The sequence below is a fragment of the uncultured Chitinophaga sp. genome, assembly GCF_937874145.1.
In the GTDB taxonomy this organism is placed as follows: Bacteria; Bacteroidota; Bacteroidia; order Chitinophagales; family Chitinophagaceae; genus Chitinophaga.
Window position 1 is genome coordinate 1 of sequence record NZ_CALNBI010000355.1, and the last position, 15,888, is coordinate 15,888.

Genomic DNA, 15,888 nt, shown 5'->3' on the forward strand with positions numbered 1-15,888 from the left:
GGCCGGCCTATGGAAAAACGGGACCTTGCGGCTTTGGTAGAAAAAATATTGGAAAAAACCGGCAAACAAACCTTCTCCCTCCTGGGTTATAGTATGGGCGGGAGGTTGAGCCTATGCATCGTCGAGCAGATGGCTGACAGGATCAGGCACCTCATCCTGGCGGCGCCCGACGGGTTGAAGAACAACCCCTGGCATATGTTTGCCACCAGGACCATATTGGGAAACCGGATTTTTTCGTACAATACCCGTAACCCTGCTCTTTTTTTTCGCCTCCTGGCCTTCTGGCGGCGAAGCGGCCTTTTGAACGAAAGCGTCTACAAATTTGCGCTCCACCGGATGGACCGCCTGGAAAAACGGCAGCTGGTCTATAATGTCTGGACCATCATGCGGCGGATGCTGCCCCGCAAAAAACTGTGCAAGCGCCGGATGGCGCAATCGGGGATCGATTCGCTGCTGATATTCGGCAAGTATGACCGCGTCATCCCGCCGGTTATCGGTGAGCGCTTCGCAGACGGTTCTTTCCCGTGCAGGCTGCTGGTACTCGATAAGGGCCACCAGCTCATCACGGAACAATTAGGTTTTATCATCAGAAATAACATTTCGATTTCTTAGGAATGACTGCATTATTGATCATTACGCTCGGACTTGCTTTACTCTACGGTATTTTGATGCTGTCGTATCTATATGGCTGGAGCCGCCTGAAGCGATTCGACCCCTCGGCCCACGCCTATACGTTCAACACCCGCGTGTCGGTCATCATCCCGGCCCGCAACGAGGAACGCAACCTGCCTGTTTTGCTGGAAGCCCTTCAGCAGCAGAGCTATCCCGCCAACCTGTTCGAAGTGATCGTGGTGGATGATTTCTCCACCGATCAAACCGCCGATACCGTCCGCTACTTCCCCGCCACCAACGTCCGCCTCATCCGCATGGCCGACCACCTCAGCCCGGAAGAGCGCCTCAACGCGTACAAGAAAAAAGCCATCGAAACAGCCATCGCCGCCGCCACCGGCCACCTCATCGTCACCACCGACGCCGACTGCGTGATGGGGTCCAAATGGCTCGAAACGATCGTCAAATGCTACGAAATCCACCGGCCCAAGTTTATCGCGGCCCCGGTGGCTTACCATAAAGAGAACAACTTCTTCAAGAAACTCCAGTCCCTCGACTTCATGACCATGCAAGGCATCACCGGCGCCGTGGCCTACCTGGAATCGGGCACCATGTGCAACGGGGCCAACCTGGCGTATGAGAAAACGGCGTTCGAAGAAGTAGGCGGCTTCACCGGGATCGACATGATCGCTTCCGGCGACGATATGCTGCTCATGTACAAGATCTACCACGCCTACCCCGGCAGCGTCCATTACCTGAAGTCGCAGGACGCGATCGTCCGCACCCTGCCGGTAGACACGGTGAAAGGGTTCATGAACCAGCGTATCCGGTGGTCATCGAAAGCGGACAAGTACGAGGACAAGCGGATCACCCGCGTGCTGGTGATCGTTTATCTCTGGAACGTGATGCTGCTGCTCATGGGGATCGTGGCGATTTTTACGCCGGCCCTGCGCATGTGGCTGCTTTGGCTCGCGGTGTACAAAGTGGTGCTGGAACTGTGTTTCCTCATCCCCGTAGCCAGCTTTTTCGGCAAACGCTCCCTGCTCCCGTGGTTCGTACCCGGGCAGCCGTTCCATATTATTTATGTTGTGCTCGCCGGATGGCTGGGCAAATTCGGAACTTACGAATGGAAAGGGCGGCAGGTTCACTAGCCGCCCTTTCTTTTTCGTAGCGTCATATCCGTGAGATGAGCCAGTTGCCGCTGGCGGTTTCGCGGATGTGCATGCGGTAGCGTGCCGTATCGCCGAAGCTCCAGTCGAGATTGGCGCGCATCCAGGCTTTGAGGACGCAGATGTAGCGCTGCAGCTCGTCGTTCACTTCTTCCCCGAAATTCGGGACGCTTTCGCTGAGGGCAATGAAGCGGCGCACTTCTTCGTCGTGCATGCGCGCGGCTTCCGCCACGGCGGATTCCAGCGTAAGGGAGCGCTCTTCCTTCAGTACCACTACCAGGTTGTGCACATCGCCCTGGCGGCGTTCCTTGTCGAACGAAAAGAGGTCGTTGGCCCAGCACACCACGTTGTTGCAGGCGAGGGAAAGCTGCTGCACGGATTCGTGGTTGCGCACTTCATCCGGCAGGTAAATGCTTTCGAGGATCTCGATCAGCTCGATATCGGCATAAAGCGCGCCGGTGTAGGGGCGTTTTTCGATGTAATCGGCTACCGACGGGGCTTTGTGGGCCATCCTGTTTTGCACTTCCCAAAGGCAGGCGTCAAGATAATCGGTCATGCTTTTGACGAAGCGCTGCTGCCAGGCGGGGCTGCCAATGCGGCGCATGCGCTTCCAGAGATCGGCGAAGCTGTCTGCCAGGGCGATCCCATCTTCCGGCGCCACCACCGTGCTGTTGCGGAGGATCTGGCTGACGAACGAGTGGACCATCTGCAGGTAATCGAGCTTTCCGAACATGGATTCGTCGTTTTTGTCGTCCAGCAGGAACAGCCAGGTGTTGAATTCTGCGGCGATGCAAAGTTCGAAACGCCCGGCAGTGGGGAACGCCCGCGACGAAAGCATGGCGAATTTGGCGCGGTTGAAACGTTCGCGCGCTTTTTCGGATTTTACCAGGCCGAACCGCGCGACCCATTCGGCGGTGTGTTTTTCGGCTTCCTTGGCGAATGGGTTGAGCATAGTGGGGAATGGGCAGAAAATCTGCGGCAATTGGAGTGTTTCCATAAACTGTGTCGTTTAATGATGAATGATAAATTGGTTACTATCGGGATTTCTAAATGTGTCTTGCTTCGGGCATAGATTCCTGGTGGGTTTGATGTTTTGTCTCAAGCATAAAAATTCACTGTGCCGGGCCTTGTCTTAACCGGATTATTTCTGTGTCTCGTCTTAAGCAATACGTTGGCATCTGTGTATCAGAAATTACGGAATTTGTAAGGCTTGTTATTGTACGGATCGATGTCTGTTTGTTGATTTTCGTGTGATGGCGAAAGCCCTTATGGCGCCGATATGCTTATATATGGGCGATCCTCATAAATGAAAAAAAACGCGCAGGCAATTCTTCCGAAAAGTCTCGTATTTACGCTATTTTGGTAACCGCATGGATGCATTTACCCAACAGGCATGGAAGCGGCTGCGGCGCAACAAGGGCGCGGTGGCGGGGCTGGCGGTCATCGTACTGGCGCTGGTGGTGGCCGTGTTCGCGTATTTCCTGGCGCCGGACGGCACTTCGCATGCCAACCGGATGGTGCTGGAAATCGGCGGGCAGCGGCCCGGATTCTCCGTGCAGATGCTTTCCCTCCGCCAGGCGCACGCGCCCCGGGATGAAGGCTTCCTCCGCCGGCTCATTTACGGCGAAACGCCATCGGATGTGCTGGTGCCCGTTACCACCTGGCGTTTTTCCCATGATTCTATCCTGGTCGAAAAATATGCGGACGAAACCACCACTGTTCCGGCGGCATATTCGCTGGCGCAGGTATTGTACGGAAAGGATTCGGCGATAACCGACCTGGCCGGCGCCCAGGCGGTGGTCGGGAAAGATCATTTGTCCCGGAAAACGTACCGCCTCGGCACCGATAAATTCGGCCGCGACATCCTGAGCCGCCTGCTCGTGGGTACGCGGGTGAGCCTGAGCGTGGGTTGCATCGCCGTGCTGATTTCGCTGACGATCGGGATTCTCCTCGGTTCCGTGGCGGGGTATTTTCGCGGGGCGGTGGACGAAGGGGTGATGTGGCTCATCAACGTGATCTGGAGCATGCCTACGCTGCTGCTGGTGTTTGCCATCACGCTGGCGCTCGGGAAGGGATTCTGGCAAGTATTCATCGCCGTGGGGCTCACCATGTGGGTGAGCGTGGCGCGCATTATACGGGGGCAGGTTTTAGGGCTGCGGGAGCTGCAGTTCGTGGAAGCCACGCGGGCGCTGGGGTACGGGCACACCCGCACCATCGTCCGGCACATCCTCCCGAATATCATGGGGCCAGTGATGGTGGTGGCCGCGGGCAATTTCGCCACTGCCATAGTGGTGGAGGCTGGATTGAGCTTCCTGGGCGTAGGGGTACAGCCGCCGCAGCCGTCCTGGGGGCTTATGATCAAGGAAAATTACAATTTCATCATCACCCACAACCCACTTTTAGCCCTCGCACCCGGACTGGCGATCATGCTTTTGGTATTGGCTTTCAATCTCCTTGGAAATGGCCTCCGGGACGCACTGGACGTCCGCGGAAAAATTTGACCGGCATTATATTTATTTTTAATTTTAAGTATTTTAATAAGATTACCATGTCTCTGACGAGAACCCTTTGTATGCTCCTTTGCGCCTTCGCCCTCGTGGCACCAGGCTGTAAAAAGAAGAAAAGCGGCGATCCCGTTCCCCGTCCGGGTGAAGAATCGGAGCTGCTGGCCGAAATCCCCGGCATCCACCTCAACCGCGACGACAACGCTGCCACCGGGGAAACGCTGCAAATTTCCATCAAGCTGACATCCAAGCCCCTCCCGCCCGACGGCGTCACCGTTACCGTGACTGCCACGGCGCCCAACGGCGATCCGATTCCGCAGAACGCGGCGGTGATCAGTAAAGAAGGGACCGTCACCTTTACGCTCATCAATCTGCCCCAACGGCAGGTCGCCGATATCGTGGTAACGGTCACTTCCAACAACAAGCCGGGCAATACGAAAACTTACCGGTTCGGGGTGATGAACAAAACCAATTAAAACTGCTGCCATAAAGTAAAAGGGCGATTCCCGGCCGGGAACACCCTTTTTTTATTTAGGTTTGTGCACTGATTTAATAGATTTTCATGCGAATAGCCGTGAATGCGCTGCCCCTGATGCAGGATACACCTGCCGATACAGGGAATGTGCCTACTGAAATGCTGGTCCGGATCGCCCGGCTGCACCCTGATGTGGAATTTGTGTTGATCGCCGCGAAGGCCTGGGCGCCTGCGGAACCCCTGCCCCTGAACGTCCGGGTGGCGGTGCTGAAACCCGTGCTCAAGGGGAAAGTCGGCCAGTTCATCTGGCGCCGGTACCAATGGCCCAAAATGGTGAAGAAGCTGAAGGCCGGCCGCGTGCTGTACTTCAACGACGTGCTGCCCATTCCCTTCGACGTGGATTCCTTCCTCGTCATGACCCGCACGGGGATACTCCCTTTCGGGGCCACCACCGACGAGAATATCCGGCGTTTCAAGGCCGTGGGGGTGTTTTCCGAATTCACGAAAGAGCAGCTGACCAACCGCTTTCCCCGCATCAACGACCGCATCCGCATGCTGGCGCCCGGTGTGAGCGAGGTATTTGTGGCGTTGAACTGGGAAGAAAGGGAAGAAGTGAAAAGGGAATTCGCCGACGGAATGGAATATTACCTGGCCGTGGGCAGCATCGATCCATCCAATAATATTATTCCTTTGCTGAAAGCTTTTTCCATGCTGAAAAAGCGCCTCCGGTCCAGCATCAAACTGGTACTGGCCGGGCAGGCTACGGCGGAAGGGGAAGATATCGTGCAGGCTTTGCAGACTTACAAGTTCCGTCAAGACGTGATCTGGATCAAAGACGCCGACGCCGAAACCCTCGCGCGCCTGATGGGCGGAGCATATGCCGTGGTGCATACCGCAGGGGCCGACGGGCTCGCGGTTCCCATCCTCGCCGGGCAAAAGTGCAAGGTGCCCGCCGTGGCGCTGTATGCCGGGGCTTCGCCGGAAGCGGGGCAGGATGCGGCGCTCAATTCCGTGCCAGACGACGTTACCGACCTCTCCGAGAAGATGAGCGCCCTGTATAAAGACGAAATGCTGCGCAGCCGGCTGCTCAACCATATCGGCCACGTTCCCAGCTGGGACGAAGCGGCCGAAACCCTCGGGCAGATCGTTACCGCCTGACTTTGCCCGGTAATTGCTTATTTTTGCGACTCAAACTGAAAAAATATACATGACGAAAAAATCTACCATCCAGATACAAGTGGCGCTCGATGAGCAGAAAGTACCCGAGTCCATTGAATGGACCGCTACCGACAGCACGGCCGACCGCATGAACAAAGCAAAGGCCATGATGGTGGCATTCTGGGATGGCACCGACCGTACCGCCCTTCGTATCGACTTGTGGACCAAGGAGATGATGGTGGACGAAATGGCTGATTTCTTCTATCAGACCATGATGACCATGGCCGACACCTACCAGCGCGCCACGCCCTGGGCAGACCAGGCGAATGACATCCGTGCTTTTGCCGCCGATTTCTACAAGAAATTCGAAGAGAAACTCAAAAATCAAAACCAGTAACAAACCCGGAATATGTCTTTAGAGTTAACTATCAACGCAGCCATCAAAACCGCCATGCTGGCCAAAGCGGAAGCCGAACTGCGCGCCCTTCGCGCTATTAAGGCCGCCGTGCTGGTCGCTAAAACCGCCGAAGGCGCTTCGGGAGAGCTGACGGAAGCCGACGAGCAGAAGCTGTTGCAGAAGCTTGCCAAGCAGCGTAAAGACTCCATCGAGATCTTCCGCCAGCAGAACCGTGCCGACCTGGCTGTGAAAGAGGAGGAAGAACTGGCGATCATCGAGCGTTACCTGCCCAAGCAGCTGACCGGGGAAGAGCTCCGTGCGGAAGTGTCGGGGATCATCGCGGCGGTGGGCGCCAGCGGGCCGGCCGATATGGGCAAAGTGATGGGAGCCGCTACCAAGCAGCTGGCCGGAAAGGCCGACGGGAAAGCGATTTCCGCGCTGGTGAAGGAATTACTGACCAAATAACCTGCCTTTGGCTATCGACGTAGTTTTCGCCATTCTTATGGCGTACGCGCTGTACCGGGGATTCGTGCGGGGATTTATCGCCGCCGTTTTCTCGCTGGTGGCGTGCGTGATAGGGCTAGCCGCCGCCCTGAAGCTTTCTGCCGTACTGGCGGCATGGCTGGGGGAGTCGGGTATGGACGGGCGCTGGTGGCCGGTAGTTTGTTTTTTTGTTATATTTCTGGCCGTAGTAGTGCTGATCCGCCTCGGTGCGGCCGCCCTGCAAAAAGTTGTGGAGTGGTCGATGCTGGGATGGCTTAACCGGCTGGGCGGCATCCTTTTATACGCTACCCTATTTACGATCGTATACAGCGTGTTGCTGTGGATGGCCAATCAACTGTACCTGCTGAATCCGGAGACCAAGCTCCAATCCGTTGTGTATCCCTATATCGAGCCTGTTGGGCCCTGGGTGATGGACCGCCTGGGCACGATAATCCCCCTGTTCAGGGACGTTTTTGCCGAACTGGAGGCCTTTTTTGAAGGCGCCGCCGGGAAGATACCGGTACAAACCCCCTGATAACGGAGGTTATTTGAATTAAGAAAAAGAATTATTTTAGCGCAAAATTGACTTCAAGCAACGGTAATGAATTACGAAATCAAAACACAGGGCAAATTTAGGTTCATCGAAGAAGGAGAAGGAGAACCGATTATACTTTTGCACGGACTGTTCGGTGCCCTGAGTAATTTCAGCGGTACTATTGAATATTTCAAGCAGTTCAATAAAGTGGTAATCCCCATGCTGCCCTTGTTTGACCTGAATATCCTGGAAACCTCCGTAGGCGGCCTGGCCAAATACGTGCATAAATTTATTGAAGCCCGCGACTACAACAACTTCCATCTCATGGGTAACTCCCTGGGAGGGCATGTGGCGCTTGTTTATATCCTGAAACATCCCGAAAGGGTGAAATCCCTCATCCTTACCGGCAGCTCCGGGCTGTTCGAAAACGGGATGGGCGAAACATACCCCAAGCGCGGCGACTACGAATACATCCGGAACAAGACCGCGCTCACTTTTTATGATCCCGCAATGGCCACGAAGGAACTGGTTGACGAAGTATTCGAAATCACCAGCAACCGCCTGAAAGTCATCAAGATCATCACCCTCGCCAAATCCGCCATCCGCCACAATCTCGGCGAAGAGCTGACCACCATCAAAACGCCGACGCTCCTCATCTGGGGGCTCAACGATACGGTGACGCCGCCCATGGTAGGTGAGGAGTTCAAGAAGCTGATCCCCAATTCCGAACTGCATTTCGTCGACAAATGCGGCCACGCGCCCATGATGGAAGTGCCCGACGAATTCAACCGGATCATGCACGACTATCTCCAGCGCCTGAACAACAAAGCCGTAGCCGGAGCCTGACAACCGCCCGTCATCGCTGCCGCGCCATTGCTCCGCGATTCCGTAATTTAAATAGCCCGCCCGCTGGCTATTGGAATATTCTTTGCTATTATTGTAAAAGAAACACGATCTCTATGTTGGTGCAGGAACTTATATCGACCGTTGTACCGGTGCTGCTGCCGCAGGACACGGGTGCCAAAGCGCTAAGGCTCATGAATGAATTTCATCTGACGCATTTGCCGCTGGTGGTGGATAATAAGTATGCCTACCTCGTGGAGGAGGATCAGGTGCTGGACTGGGAAGACCCCGACCAGCTGCTGCAATCCTCCGCCCCAGGCACCCTGAAACCGGCCGTGCCCGAAGGCGCGCACTTCTATGAAGCGCTGAAAGTCTTCTACGACACAAGGATCTCCGCCCTCCCCGTTATTTCCAGGGAAGGGGAATATCTCGGCGTGATCACGCGGGAAAACCTGCTGGGCTCACTCGCCCAATATAACGGCGTGAAAGAGCCCGGCGGCGTAGTGGTGCTCGAAATGGAACCCCGCGACTACAGCCTCAGCGAAATCGCGCGGATCGCCGAAAGCAACGAAGTCACTCTCCTGAGCGTAAATACCCTCACCAATCCCTCTACCGCCCGGCTGGAAGTGGTGCTCAAAACCAACCGTCAGGAAATGCAGGGCCTCATCGCCACTTTCGAAAGATTCAATTATACCATCAAATACATGTTCAGTGAAGAGTTGGAAGAAGATCTACTTAAAAAGAACTATGACCTCCTCATGAACTACATCAGCATGTAGTCTTCGAAAATGCAACTGTTTGCGCACTGTTTTTAACATATCCGGCCTGTGGCTCTGCCTGCTCGCCGCCCTGCCCGCCCGCGCCCAGGTCGCCGATTCTGCCTCCCAGCCCGCGCCGGAGCAGCTCACGGTCCTGCAAGACACCTCGTACATCGTTGTGCGGGATATCGTTGTGACCGGTAACAAGCGCACCCGGCGCTCCGTCATCCTCCGCGAAATCGGTATCAAACCCGGAGACACCCTCCGCCTGCGGAACCTCCAGTCCATCCTCGAAACCAACCGCAAGCAGCTCCTCAACACTTCGCTCTTCCTCAATGTGCTGACCAACGTCAAAGACTGGAACGGCAACGAAGCCAACGTGGTGTTCGATGTTTGGGAAAGATGGTACCTCCTCGCATTTCCCGTTTTCAAACTGGCCGACCGGAACTTCAATCAATGGTGGGTGGAGCAGAAAAAGAGCCTCCGCCGCGTGAACGTGGGCGTCAAAGCCTGGCAGGATAACCTGACCGGGCGGAACGACGAGCTTTATACCGACATTTCCTTCGGTTATACCCAGAAATTCGTGCTGGGGTACACGCTGCCGTACATCGACCGGAAGCTGCGGCACGGCATCGGGTTTTCGGCTTCCTTCAGCCGGAACCGCGAAATCAATTACATTTCTGAAGACAATAAGCAGCAATTCTTCCGGCAGGACGATTTTCTGCGCCGGCAGATGGCTTTTGGGGTAAGTTATACCTATCGCAAAGCCATTTCCACCAGGCACCAGGCGTTTTTGACGTATCACAGCGAGTCTGTGGCGGATTCGGTGGCGAAGCTGAATCCCAATTACCTCGGCGACGGGCGCACATCCGTCCATTATGCGGAATTGGTGTACCGGCTGGATTACATCCAGGCGGATAGCTGGCAATACCCGCTGGTGGGGCAATCGTTCCGTGGGGAGGTGTCGAAAGCAGGCCTGGGGCCTTTAAACGACATCGATTTCGTGAAAATCCGCCTGAAAGGCGCGAAATACTGGCAATTTGCCCCGAAAACGTACGGGGCGGTGAGCCTCCTGGGGCAGGTGAAGTTCCCGAACGACCTGCCATATGCGGCGTCGCGGGCTCTGGGGTATGGCGACGATTACCTGCGTGGTTTGGAATATTACGTAGTGGACGGAACGGCGTTCTTCATCCTGAAAAACACCCTGCGGCGGGAATTGCTTAATTTCAAAGTGAGGCTGCCGATCGTGCCGAAGAAATTCAGCAACCTGCCGGTCCGCGTGCTGGCCAAGGCTTACGGGGATATGGGGTATGGGTATTCGAAACTCGGGCTGCGGGGCGATCTCAGCAACCGGATGTTGTACACCGCCGGCGTGGGGCTGGATGTCGTGTCTTTTTACGATACCTGCATCCGCTTCGAATACAGTATCAACCAATTGGGAGAAAAAGGACTATTTTTACACGCTAAACTGGATATGTAAATGCATGTAGCCCTTTACAGCCGCGGCTTTGTTAAAGAAGACCTGGAAGATATACAACTGTTGCTGAACGAACTGGCCCGGCAGGAAATAGTGCCCGTCGTGTATGAGCCCGTGTACAAGGAGCTCTGCGCGCACATCCAGTTTTCCCCGGATACCGATACTTTTTCCCGCGCCGAAGACCTCGACGGCCGCATCGAGTTCCTCGTGAGCCTCGGGGGCGATGGTACGCTGCTCGACACGGTGAGCTTCATCCGCGACAAGAATATTCCCGTGATGGGCGTGAATTTCGGGCGGCTGGGCTTTTTGGCGGGTATCGGGCGGAATGCGGTGCATGAAGTGGTGGACTCCCTTGTCAGCCGCAGCTACGTGGTCGACAAGCGGACTTTGCTCCACCTCGACGCGAGCACCCCGCTTTTCGGGGATGTGCCCTATGCGCTGAACGAGTTCACGATCCACAAGAAGGATACTTCCGCCATGGTGAAGATCCATACCTACCTGAACGGTGAATTTTTAAATACTTATTGGGCCGACGGGCTCATCGTGGCCACGCCCACCGGTTCTACAGGGTATTCCCTGAGCTGCGGCGGGCCGATCGTATTCCCCGAAGCGGCGAGCTTCGTGATCACGCCGGTGGCGCCCCACAACCTGAACGTGCGGCCCATCGTGGTGCCCGACGATAATGTGATCTCTTTTGAGGTGGAGGGCCGGTCGGACCAGTTCATCTGTACCCTGGATTCCCGGATGGAGGTGATCGACAACCGGGTGCAGCTGGCGGTGAAGAAGGAGGATTTCACGATTCAACTGTTGCGGCTCAACGAAAGCAATTTTTTACATACGCTGAGAGACAAGCTGTTGTGGGGGATCGACACGCGGAATGCGCGGGGTAAATAAGGGGGCGGCTTATATTTGTCATACCAAAAAGCCCTAAATTACGTTTTACACATATTTATGCTGATCACGCGATTTTTAAGCAAAACAACCGGAATAGCGGTTCTTTTTTGCGCCGGCTGGCTGAATAAGGCCGTGGCGCAGCAGGAACTGAGTTATGTGGGGGAGCTGGGCTTTACGGCCGGGGCGTCCCATTATTTCGGGGATCTCAACACTCACGGCGGCTTGAAGTCTCCCAAGCCGGCGGTCGGCATTTTTTACAGGAAATATTTCAATGACTATATCGGCGCCCGGGCCCACTTTCGGTATATGAACGTGGGGTATTCGGACGTGTACAGCGAAAACGACTTCCAGCGGAAGCGGAACCTCAGCTTCAACTCAAACATATTTGAGTTGGCTTTGCAGGGGGATTTTAACTTTTTCCGGTTTGAGCCGGGGAGTGATGAGTATCGTTTTTCGCCTTACCTGACGGTGGGGGCTTCGGCGTTTCATTTTAACCCGTACGCCTATTACGACGACCGTAAGTACTACCTGCAGCCCCTGGGCACCGAGGGGCAGCGTTCGCCGGCATACCCTGACAGGAAGCCATATTCCCTTTATAATTTCGCATTTTTGATGGGCGGCGGGGTGAAATACAGCCTGAACCGCCGTTTGAACCTGGGGCTGGAGGTGCTTTTCCGTTTTGCGCAGACGGATTACCTGGACGATGTGAGCACCACTTATGCGGGGATTTCGAATTTTGCGACCAAGCCCGACGGCAGCAGTACGATCGCCGCCATCCTCCAGGACCGTTCCACCGTTACCAGCAACCCTCCCATCGGGGTGGCAGGCCGGCAGCGGGGCAACAGCCGGGATAAAGACCAATTTGCCACTATAGAGCTCACCCTGGGCATCCTTTTCACCTCTTACCACTGTAAATTTTAACCCCCTAACCCTCTGCGGACGGCACTTCCCGTTAAAACTACGTTAAAACGGCCCGCCCCCCTTTGCAGGAAAGGCCATAAAGTTATTTTTGTATCTTTGCACACTTTTAGTAAATCTGTATTAATACGCCTGATTTAGTCATGAGTTTGAAGGATCAATTAGACCTGCAACGACTGCCCCGACACATCGCCATTATCATGGACGGTAACGGCCGATGGGCCAAGGAGCGGGGTCAGGACCGGCTGTATGGGCATCATCAGGGAGTGGAAAGTGTGCGTGATATCGTGGAGGGTTGTGCCGAATTAGGCATAGAATACCTGACACTGTACGCATTTTCTACCGAAAACTGGGACCGCCCGGTTTACGAAGTCAACGGCATTATGGAGCTGTTGGTGACTACTATCCGTAAAGAAGTGGACACCCTCAACCGCAATAATATCCGGCTGCATGTGATTGGCGACATGAACATGCTGCCCCCCCATTGCCAGCGAGAACTGGAGGAAGCACGCGAAATCACGGCCCCGAATGCGGGCCTGAATCTCGTCATGGCCCTCAGCTACAGTTCCCGTTGGGAAATTTTGGAAGCCGTGCGCGCCATCGCACGGGATGCGAAAGAAGGAAAAATCAATCCGGAAGATATCAACCACGAAAGCTGGTCCAAATATCTCAGTACCTCCCAACTGCCAGATCCCGAGCTGATGATCAGGACCTCAGGGGAACACCGTATCAGCAATTTCCTTTTGTACCAGATCGCCTATGCGGAACTGTATTTCACCAATACCCGCTGGCCCGACTTCCGCAAGGAAAATCTTTACGAAGCCATCCTTAATTATCAAAACAGAGAACGTAGATTCGGCAAAACAAGCGAACAAATACAGCAGAATGAAGAAATTGTTTCCTAAAAGCCTACTGGCCGTAGTTTTATGTTGCAGCGCGGGGTTAACTGTGCGTGCCCAACAAAGGGATACGGTACCGCTGCCGAGCCAACCGGCAGACATCAGCCCCTGGTCCCTGGGCAACCCACAACAGTACGAGATTGCCGATATCGCCGTTACCGGCACCGAATTTCTCGACAAATCCCTCCTCCTGTCCCTCTCCGGCCTTAATGTGGGCGACAAGGTAGTGCTGCCCGGCGACCACTTCGCCAAGGCTATCCAGGCACTCTGGGGACAACGACTTTTTTCCAACATCGCCATTTACATCAACAAAATCGAAGGAGACAAAATCTGGCTGGAAATCACCCTCGTGGAAAAGCCCCGCATGTCCAACTTCTACTGGAAAGGCATTAAAAAAACCGATGGCGATGAGCTGGCCACCAAGGCCGCTATCCGCAAAGGCTCCGTGGTAACGGAAGCCATGCAGCAGAATACGTATAACGTTATCCGTAAATACTACGCCGACAAGGGCTACCGCAACGTATCCATGAAAATGGACATCCGCAAGGATCCCCCGCCGGCCATCAACTCCGCTACCGTGTACTTCATCGTGGACAAAGGCCACAAGGTGAAGGTGAACGACATCAACATCGTCCACAACTATAACGTAGGCGATAACACGATCAAAAAGAAAATGAAGGGTACCAAGGAGCTGAGCCGTTTCACCCTTTATCCGGACAATGCTACGGCCTGGGTCGACAGCATGGCCACCACCGACAATTACTGGAAGGAAATGGGTTACCTTTCCGCTACCCGCACCCTCCAGAAGCTTGATCCCTACTTCCGCTTCCACCTCTTCTCTTCTGCCAAGTTCAACGATACCAAATACGAGGAAGACAAGGAAAAGATCATCGCTTACTACAACTCCAAAGGCCACCGCGATTTCCAGATCGTGGACGACACGCTGTATAACAACGCCAAAGGAAACCTGAACATCGAAATGAAGGTGGACGAAGGCAAGAAATATTACTTCGGGACCATCACCTGGCGCGGTAACTCCGTGTACAGCGATACCATCCTCTCGCGCGCGATGGGCATCCGCAAGGGAGACGTGTACAACCTGGAACTGCTGAACAAACGCCTCGGAACGCCTCCCGGCCCCGAAGGTGGCGACATCAGCTCGCTGTATATGGACGACGGTTACCTCTTCTTCCAGGTAGACCCTGTGGAGATCGGCATCCGCGGCGATACCATCGACTTCGAGATCCGTATGCAGGAAGGCCCCCAGGCTACCATCAAAGACATCCGCATCGCGGGTAACGAAAAAACCAACGAGCACGTGATCCGCCGCGAACTGCGGACCATGCCCGGCGATAAATTCAGCCGCCAGAACCTCATCCGTTCACAGCGCGAAATTTCCCAGCTCGGCTTCTTCAACCCGGAAACCATCGGCATCAACCCTGTTCCCAACGTACAGGAAGGGACAGTGGACATCGATTATAAAGTGGAAGAAAGAGCGAACGACCAGCTGGAGCTTTCCGCAGGCTGGGGCGGGTATATCGGTCTGACCGGCACCCTCGGCGTAACGTTCAACAACTTCTCGCTGCGCAACATCTTCAGAAAGGAAACCTGGGACCCGCTGCCTTCCGGCGACGGCCAGAAGCTGAGCGTGCGTATATCCTCCAACGGTAAGGCTTACCGCTCCTACAACTTCTCGTTCACCGAGCCCTGGCTCGGCGGGAAGAAGCGTAACCCCTTCTCCGTGAGCTTCTATAGTACTTACCAAAACCCGAATGCCTTCGCGGAATATTATAATATGCCCGTGGCCAACAAAGGCGCCTACTTCCGGGTACTTGGTGGTTCCGTTTCTATCGGTAAGCAGCTGAAATGGCCCGACGACTTCTTCTCCCTCATGTACTCCCTGAACTATCAGCGCTACCAGCTGAAAGATTTCAACTACTTCGGGATGGAAGGCTTCGACAACGGTACGGCTAACAACCTTTCGCTGCGCCTGACCCTGGCCCGTTCTTCGGTTGACCAGCAGATCTTCCCGCGCAGTGGTTCCAGCTTCATGCTGTTCGGCCAGTTCACGCCGCCTTACTCGGTGCTGAACCCCGACAAGGATTACAAGTCCCTGCCGATCGCGGAGCAGTTCAAATTCATCGAATACCAGAAATACCGCCTGAACGCAGAATGGTACGTTCCCCTTTCCCGCCCGCGCGGCACCGACAATAAGTCGCTGGTACTGAAGGTGGCTGCCAAGTTTGGTTATGTGGGTTCTTATAATAACCGCACCACGCTTTCGCCCTTCGGCCGCTTCGAGCTGGGTGGCGACGGTTTGAGCAACTTCGCGGTGTATGACCGTGATATCATCTCGCAGCGCGGTTACCCGGTATATTACACTTCCAATCCGAAGCTCAATCCGGAAAGCGGTGCGCCGCCGGCAGGGTATTCCGGTTTCTCGATGTTTAATAAATATGTCGTGGAACTGCGTTATCCCTTCAGCCTCAACCCGAGCTCCACGATCTTCGGCCTGATGTTCCTCGAAGCCGCCAACGGTTACCAGGATATCAAGGAATACGATCCGTTCCGCCTCCGCCGGTCAGTTGGTCTGGGTGCGCGGTTCTATCTCCCCATGTTCGGTCTGCTCGGCTTCGACTATGGCATAGGTTTGGATAGATTAAGGCCCGGAGGCGGTATGAAGGACGCAGCTAAATTCACCTTCATGCTGGGCTTTGAGCCGGAATAAGAAAATTATTATATATTGCGAAGCCTGTTTTTCGCTTAAAA

At 54.9% G+C, this 15,888-nt stretch carries 16 protein-coding genes; 15 read left to right on the forward strand and 1 reads right to left on the reverse strand.

All coding sequences use genetic code 11. The annotated features are described in order from the left end of the window. Positions 1-612, forward strand: a 612-nt coding sequence (locus Q0510_RS17235) for an alpha/beta hydrolase (protein WP_298714633.1), incomplete at its 5' end; no start/stop codon positions are given. A gap of 2 nt (positions 613-614) precedes the next feature. Then, complete coding sequence (locus tag Q0510_RS17240) at positions 615-1,760, forward strand: glycosyltransferase (protein WP_298714636.1); 1,146 nt, start codon at positions 615-617, stop codon at positions 1,758-1,760. A 22-nt stretch (positions 1,761-1,782) separates the two neighbouring features. Here the strand turns inward: Q0510_RS17240 and Q0510_RS17245 are convergent, their stop codons facing one another. Further along, positions 1,783-2,775, reverse strand: a complete 993-nt coding sequence (locus Q0510_RS17245; protein ID WP_298714643.1) for a hypothetical protein — start codon at positions 2,773-2,775, stop codon at positions 1,783-1,785. Positions 2,776-3,148: 373 nt separating this feature from the next. Here Q0510_RS17245 and Q0510_RS17250 point away from each other — a divergent pair, with 373 nt between their 5' ends. The 13 genes from Q0510_RS17250 to Q0510_RS17310 all read left to right on the forward strand — a co-directional run bounded on the left by Q0510_RS17250 (position 3,149) and on the right by Q0510_RS17310 (position 15,847). Continuing rightward, positions 3,149-4,279: an ABC transporter permease gene (locus tag Q0510_RS17250; RefSeq protein ID WP_298714646.1), complete on the forward strand. Its 1,131-nt coding sequence runs from the start codon at positions 3,149-3,151 to the stop codon at positions 4,277-4,279. 47 nt (positions 4,280-4,326) lie between these two features. Then, positions 4,327-4,758: a hypothetical protein gene (locus Q0510_RS17255; RefSeq protein ID WP_298714648.1), complete on the forward strand. Its 432-nt coding sequence runs from the start codon at positions 4,327-4,329 to the stop codon at positions 4,756-4,758. 86 nt (positions 4,759-4,844) lie between these two features. After that, positions 4,845-5,915 (forward strand): glycosyltransferase, encoded by a 1,071-nt coding sequence (locus Q0510_RS17260; protein ID WP_298714650.1) that lies wholly within the window; start codon positions 4,845-4,847, stop codon positions 5,913-5,915. Positions 5,916-5,964: 49 nt separating this feature from the next. Continuing rightward, positions 5,965-6,312, forward strand: a complete 348-nt coding sequence (gene gldC / locus Q0510_RS17265) for a gliding motility protein GldC (RefSeq protein ID WP_298714653.1) — start codon at positions 5,965-5,967, stop codon at positions 6,310-6,312. Between the two features lie 12 nt (positions 6,313-6,324). Beyond that, on the forward strand, positions 6,325-6,777 hold the full coding sequence (locus tag Q0510_RS17270) for a GatB/YqeY domain-containing protein (RefSeq protein WP_298714655.1): 453 nt from the start codon (positions 6,325-6,327) through the stop codon (positions 6,775-6,777). A 7-nt stretch (positions 6,778-6,784) separates the two neighbouring features. After that, a complete protein-coding gene (locus tag Q0510_RS17275; protein WP_298714658.1) occupies positions 6,785-7,330 on the forward strand; it encodes a CvpA family protein in 546 nt (181 codons plus the stop codon). 66 nt (positions 7,331-7,396) lie between these two features. Beyond that, the gene (locus Q0510_RS17280) at positions 7,397-8,176 is read left to right on the forward strand and encodes an alpha/beta hydrolase (protein WP_298714660.1); all 780 of its coding nucleotides are present in this window, start codon (positions 7,397-7,399) and stop codon (positions 8,174-8,176) included. A gap of 113 nt (positions 8,177-8,289) precedes the next feature. After that, positions 8,290-8,952 carry a CBS domain-containing protein gene (locus Q0510_RS17285; protein WP_298714663.1) on the forward strand — a complete coding sequence of 221 codons (663 nt, stop codon included), beginning with the start codon at positions 8,290-8,292 and terminating at the stop codon, positions 8,950-8,952. Positions 8,953-8,971: 19 nt separating this feature from the next. Further along, positions 8,972-10,411: a POTRA domain-containing protein gene (locus tag Q0510_RS17290; RefSeq protein ID WP_298714666.1), complete on the forward strand. Its 1,440-nt coding sequence runs from the start codon at positions 8,972-8,974 to the stop codon at positions 10,409-10,411. Beyond that, positions 10,412-11,302, forward strand: a complete 891-nt coding sequence (locus Q0510_RS17295; protein WP_298714669.1) for an NAD kinase — start codon at positions 10,412-10,414, stop codon at positions 11,300-11,302. A gap of 132 nt (positions 11,303-11,434) precedes the next feature. Continuing rightward, the gene (locus tag Q0510_RS17300) at positions 11,435-12,223 is read left to right on the forward strand and encodes a DUF6089 family protein (protein WP_298714672.1); all 789 of its coding nucleotides are present in this window, start codon (positions 11,435-11,437) and stop codon (positions 12,221-12,223) included. Positions 12,224-12,363: 140 nt separating this feature from the next. Then, the gene (locus tag Q0510_RS17305) at positions 12,364-13,125 is read left to right on the forward strand and encodes an isoprenyl transferase (protein WP_298714675.1); all 762 of its coding nucleotides are present in this window, start codon (positions 12,364-12,366) and stop codon (positions 13,123-13,125) included. A 43-nt stretch (positions 13,126-13,168) separates the two neighbouring features. Further along, positions 13,169-15,847, forward strand: coding sequence for a POTRA domain-containing protein (locus Q0510_RS17310; protein ID WP_298714678.1), 2,679 nt, complete (start codon positions 13,169-13,171; stop codon positions 15,845-15,847). The last annotated feature ends 41 nt before the right edge of the window (positions 15,848-15,888 follow it).

Excerpts from the sequence above, each read along its gene's own strand:
- Q0510_RS17270 (WP_298714655.1), top strand. The coding sequence starts at position 6,325 with ATGTCTTTAGAGTTAACTATCAACGCAGCCATCAAAACCGCCATGCTG.
- Q0510_RS17255 (WP_298714648.1), top strand. The coding sequence starts at position 4,327 with ATGTCTCTGACGAGAACCCTTTGTATGCTCCTTTGCGCCTTCGCCCTC.
- Q0510_RS17295 (WP_298714669.1), top strand. The coding sequence starts at position 10,412 with ATGCATGTAGCCCTTTACAGCCGCGGCTTTGTTAAAGAAGACCTGGAA.
- Q0510_RS17305 (WP_298714675.1), top strand. The coding sequence starts at position 12,364 with ATGAGTTTGAAGGATCAATTAGACCTGCAACGACTGCCCCGACACATC.
- Q0510_RS17280 (WP_298714660.1), top strand. The coding sequence starts at position 7,397 with ATGAATTACGAAATCAAAACACAGGGCAAATTTAGGTTCATCGAAGAA.
- Q0510_RS17240 (WP_298714636.1), top strand. The coding sequence starts at position 615 with ATGACTGCATTATTGATCATTACGCTCGGACTTGCTTTACTCTACGGT.
- Q0510_RS17285 (WP_298714663.1), top strand. The coding sequence starts at position 8,290 with ATGTTGGTGCAGGAACTTATATCGACCGTTGTACCGGTGCTGCTGCCG.
- gldC (WP_298714653.1), top strand. The coding sequence starts at position 5,965 with ATGACGAAAAAATCTACCATCCAGATACAAGTGGCGCTCGATGAGCAG.
- Q0510_RS17245 (WP_298714643.1), bottom strand. The coding sequence starts at position 2,775 with ATGGAAACACTCCAATTGCCGCAGATTTTCTGCCCATTCCCCACTATG.
- Q0510_RS17260 (WP_298714650.1), top strand. The coding sequence starts at position 4,845 with ATGCGAATAGCCGTGAATGCGCTGCCCCTGATGCAGGATACACCTGCC.
- Q0510_RS17250 (WP_298714646.1), top strand. The coding sequence starts at position 3,149 with ATGGATGCATTTACCCAACAGGCATGGAAGCGGCTGCGGCGCAACAAG.